Origin of the sequence: Flavobacterium sp. UBA4854, from assembly GCF_002399805.1 — a bacterium.
Classification (GTDB): Bacteria; Bacteroidota; Bacteroidia; order Flavobacteriales; family Flavobacteriaceae; genus Flavobacterium; species Flavobacterium ginsengisoli.
This window is the reverse complement of sequence record NZ_DHEI01000034.1, coordinates 7674-12677: the sequence shown is the minus strand read 5'-3', so window position 1 is coordinate 12677 and position 5004 is coordinate 7674. Positions and strand designations below refer to the sequence as shown.

Genomic DNA, 5004 nt, shown 5'->3' with positions numbered 1-5004 from the left:
CTTTTAAACTCAATTTGGACAACCGTTTCTGCTGATATTTCAAAAAGCAGAAATATTCCGTTACCTAAACTAAACGAAATTGCAAATGGACTTTTGGCTAGAACTCCAGAAATGGCAAAAGAACAGCATTTAGTAGATATTGTTGCTTACGAAGATGTTTATCACGATGCCATTAGAAAAGCGCTGAAAGTAGATAAAGATGAAGATTACAATAAAATTTCAATCTCAGATTATACTCAAAATCACTTAGCAACAGCTTTAGATAATGCTTCAAGCGATCAGATTGCGATTATTTACGCTCAAGGCGAAATTGGAAGCGGTGAAGGAGATGTAAACACAATTGGAGAAGGCTCTATGAGACGTTCTTTGCAAGAAGCCAGAAAAAATGATGACGTTAAAGCTATCGTTCTTAGAATTGACAGCCCAGGCGGAAGTGCTCTTACTTCTGATTTAATTTGGAGAGAAATTGAAGTTACAAAAAAAGTAAAACCAGTTGTGGTTTCTATGGGTAACTATGCTGCCTCTGGCGGTTATTATATTGCTTGCAACGCCAATAAAATATTTGCCGAAAACAATACCATTACAGGATCTATTGGAGTTTTTGGAATGTTGCCAAATTTCAGTCCGTTGGCTAACAAATTAGGAATCAATTCTGAGCAGGTTAAAACTCATGAAAACGCTGCAAACTATAGTCCGTTCTTGCCAGTTGACGAGAAATTTAAAGCTTTTACTTTAGAAGGAGTCGAAAAAATCTACAACACGTTTGTTACTCATGTTGCAGAAGGACGTAAAATGACTTTTTCACAAGTTGATTCAATTGCTCAAGGTAGAGTTTGGTCTGGAACCGAAGCTTTAAAAATTGGTTTAGTTGATAAAATTGGCGGATTAAATGACGCGATTGCTGAAGCAGCTAAAATTGCTAAACTAAAAAAATATAGCACTCAAAATTATCCTGAATATGAAAAAACACTTAACGATTTGCTAGGTAATCTACCTTTTGCAAAATCTAAAGAAGCTTTTATAAAAGAAGAAATTGGAGAAGAAAATTACCTACTTCTAGAGCAGGTTAAGAAATTTCAAAAACAAAAAGGAGTGCAAGCAATATTGCCTTACGGAATCAATATTTATTAATTGAATTAAGATGAATAAAATAATTCTTTTTTTGACGGTTTTGTTTTGGAGTTTCATAAACGCTCAAGACAAAAAAGAAATCACGTTTAAGGAAACACCAGCAATATTAAAGATCAATAACGATCAGATTTTTGGTACGCTTACAACTCCAGATTTGACCAAAAGATTTCCAGTTGCTTTAATTATTGCCGGTTCTGGCCCAACGGATAGAAACGGGAACAATCCGATGATGAAAAACAATTCGTTAAAAATGCTGGCAGAAGCTTTGGCTAAAAACGGAATTGCATCATTGCGATATGATAAAAGAGCTATTGGAGAAAGCAAAGCAGCTGGCGGATCTGAAAGCAGTTTGGTTTTTGAAAATTATATTCAAGATGCCAAAAGCTGGATTAATTATTTAAAACAGGATAAACGATTCTCTAAAGTAATTATAATCGGTCACAGTGAAGGCTCTTTAATTGGAATGGTTGCCAGTGGAAAAGCAGATAAATTTATTTCGATTGCAGGCGCAGGCGAACCAGCAGATCAAATTTTAAAAACTCAAATTGGTGCCAAGTCAATGAAACCACTTAATGACTTGACCTTCCCTATTATTGATAGTTTAAAAAACGGATTTGAGGTAAAAAAAGTAGATCCAATGCTTAATTCTCTTTTCAGGCCAAGCATTCAGCCTTATTTGATTTCTTGGTTTAAATACAATCCGCAGACCGAAATACAAAAGCTTACTATTCCAGTTTTAATCCTGCAAGGAAATAATGATATGCAGATTGCTCTAAAAGATGCAGAAAATTTAAAACAAGCTAATAAAAATGCAGATCTACAGATAATTGACAAGATGAATCATATTATGAAAATCATTGATGGCAATCAGGAAGATAATTTAGCCAGTTACAATAATGAAGCACTTCCTATTTCTGAAATCCTAGTTGAAAAAATAGTTTCATTTATTCAGAAATAATAAAATAAACACCCTAAAAAATCCGTTTTGAAAATAGTTCTTAACGGATTTTTTTATGTGAAAATTTTAATAAAATTCTTACGTAATTAAGAAAACTTTATCTTCAAACTCTAGTAAAAAAAACTATTTTTGCAAGAGTCGATTTTAACACGTTAAACCCTCAAATCTATTTATATGCTAAAAAAAGTTTTAAAAATAAGTGCCATAGTCATTGTGGTATTTGTTGCTGCATTATTTGCTATTCCGTTTTTATTTAAAGATCAAATCAAGGCTAAAATCGTTGAAGCCATCAATGAAAGTGTTGATGCTAAAGTAAGTTTTACAGATGCAGATTTAAGTTTATTCAAGAATTTCCCTAACGCAACAGTTGGAATCGAGAAATTAGTTATTATCAACAAAGCTCCTTTTGAAGGCGACACGCTGGTTTCTTTAGGCCAACTAAATTTAAAAATGAGCGTGAAAGAACTTTTTAAAGGAAAAGATGAACCTTTAAGCATTCAGGGAATTAGTTCAACAAACGGATTAATAAACATTATATTCAATAAAGATGGCGTAGGAAACTTCGATATTGCCTTAAAAGACAAAAAAGAAGAAACGAAAGACGAAGCAAGCAAACCACTTGCATTGAAAATTCAGAATTATAAAATCGAGAATTTTACTTTTAGATATATCGATCAAGGTTCTAAAATTAGAATGGTAATTGATAGTTTAAACCACGAAGGAACTGGAGATTTTACCAATTCAAAATTAGATTTAACAACAAAATCTTCTGCCAAAGTTTCATTGGACATGGATAAGATGAATTACATGAAAAATGTAAAATTAACTTTAGACGCTGTTCTTGGAATTGATTTGGAAAAAAGCAAATATACTTTTAAAGAAAACAAGGCTCTTATCAATCAATTGCCTTTAGAGTTTGACGGATTTATTCAAATGGCTGAAAAAGCGCAGATTTATGATTTGAAATTTAAAACTCCTACTTCATCGTTTACCAATTTCTTAGGTTTAATTCCTTCGGCTTATGCATCTAGCTTAGAAGGTGTAAAAACGACTGGAGATTTTACTGTAAATGGTTTTGCAAAAGGTGAATTGACAGACACTACGGTTCCTAAATTTAATATCGAAATCGCTTCAAACAATTCTTCTTTCCAATATCCTAATCTTCCAAAATCGGTTCAAAATATTGTAATTGATACCAAAATCATCAACGAAACTGGAATCTTAAATGATACTTATGTCAATCTAGATAAGTTGTCTTTTAGAATTGATCAAGACGTTTTTAACGCTAAAGCGAATATCAAAAACATAACTGTAAATCCAATTGTTGACGCAGCTTTAAAAGGAACAATCAACTTGGCTAATCTTTCTAAAGCATATCCAATTAAAATGGATAAACCTTTAGCAGGTATTTTAAAAGCCGACGTTACAACAAACTTTGATATGGCTTCTGTAGAAAAAAGCGAATATCAAAATATCAAAAATGCTGGTACAATGAGTTTGTCAGGATTTAAATATACTGACGAAAACAACAAATCGATGAACATCAGCACGGCTTTGGTTGAATTTAATCCGAGTAAGATCAACTTAAAACAATTTGATGCTACAACTGGAAAAAGTGATATCAGCATTAATGGAGTTTTAGAGAATTTCTATGGTTTTATGTTTAAAAAACAAGAACTTAAAGGAAACTTTAATATGAGTTCTAAACAATTGGCTGTTGATGACTTTATGACTTCTGGCGAACCAGCAACTGCAAAAACAGAAGCAAAACCTGCTGACGCAATGAAGATTCCGGCTTTCTTAAATTGTACATTAAATGCAAAAGCTACAACTGTTTTATACGACAATTTAAAACTTCAAGATGTTGCTGGAAGATTGATTATTAAAGACGAAAAGGCCACTCTTGAAAACTTTAAAACAAATATCTTCGGCGGGTCAATTGGACTTAACGGAGCTGTTTCTACAAAAGAAAAAGTACCAACTTTTGATATGAATTTAGGATTCAATCAAGTTGATATTGCACAAACTTTTACTCAATTGGATATGATGAAAAAGATCGCTCCAATTGCAGGAATCATTAACGGTAAATTAAATTCGACTATTAAATTGAATGGTAATTTGGACGCCAAAGAATTGACTCCAGATTTAAAGTCAATATCAGGAGATTTATTAGGGCAATTATTATCAACTACTGTAAATGCTAAAAACTCAACAGTTTTAAATTCGCTTACTTCAAATGTTAAGTTCTTAGATTTAAACAAATTGAATCTAAACGATTTAAAAATGGCATTGACTTTTGAGAATGGAAAAGTAAATGTAAAGCCATTCGATATTAAATATCAAGACATTAAAGCTACAATTGGCGGAACTCACGGTTTTGACCAAACAATGAATTACACGATTAAGTTTGACGTTCCTGCTAAATATTTAGGAACCGAAGCCAACAATTTAATTGCGAAATTATCTCCTGCAGATGCTGCAAAACTAGATAATATACCAATCAATGCTTCTTTGACTGGCAATTTTTCAAATCCGAAAATCAGTACCGATATGAAAACTGCCGTAAGCAATTTGACTACACAATTGGTTAATCAGCAAAAAGAAAAACTTACTCAAAAAGGAACATCAGCGCTTACAGATTTAATCAACAAAAACACAAAAGCTAAAGATACAACTCAAGCTGCTAAAACTGAAAAAGAGCAAAAAACTCAAGAAGTGACTAAAAAAGCAAGTGATTTGTTGAATGGATTGTTTAAGAAGAAGAATCCTTAGAAAGATGCTGAGATGCTAAGTTTCTGAGTTTCTCTAAGAAAAAAAACTTAGAAACTTAGAAACTTAGAAACTTAGAAACTTAGAAACTCAGAAACTTAGAAACTTAGAAACTCAGAAACTTAGAAACTTAGAAACTTAGAAAC

At 32.2% G+C, this 5004-nt stretch carries 3 protein-coding genes; all 3 read left to right on the top strand.

Features of this window, described 5'->3' with window-relative positions:
• Positions 1-1131 (top strand): signal peptide peptidase SppA (sppA, locus tag B3J44_RS04385; RefSeq protein ID WP_286966062.1); only part of this gene is annotated, 1131 nt, incomplete at its 5' end.
• 10 nt (positions 1132-1141) lie between these two features.
• On the top strand, positions 1142-2089 hold the full coding sequence (locus tag B3J44_RS04380) for an alpha/beta hydrolase family protein (protein WP_286966061.1): 948 nt from the start codon (positions 1142-1144) through the stop codon (positions 2087-2089).
• A gap of 174 nt (positions 2090-2263) precedes the next feature.
• On the top strand, positions 2264-4861 hold the full coding sequence (locus B3J44_RS04375) for an AsmA-like C-terminal region-containing protein (protein ID WP_286966060.1): 2598 nt from the start codon (positions 2264-2266) through the stop codon (positions 4859-4861).
• The last annotated feature ends 143 nt before the right edge of the window (positions 4862-5004 follow it).

What these genes read in the sequence shown, in the direction of transcription:
- B3J44_RS04380 (WP_286966061.1), top strand. Translation starts at nt 1,142, where the DNA reads ATGAATAAAATAATTCTTTTTTTGACGGTTTTGTTTTGGAGTTTCATA.
- B3J44_RS04375 (WP_286966060.1), top strand. Translation starts at nt 2,264, where the DNA reads ATGCTAAAAAAAGTTTTAAAAATAAGTGCCATAGTCATTGTGGTATTT.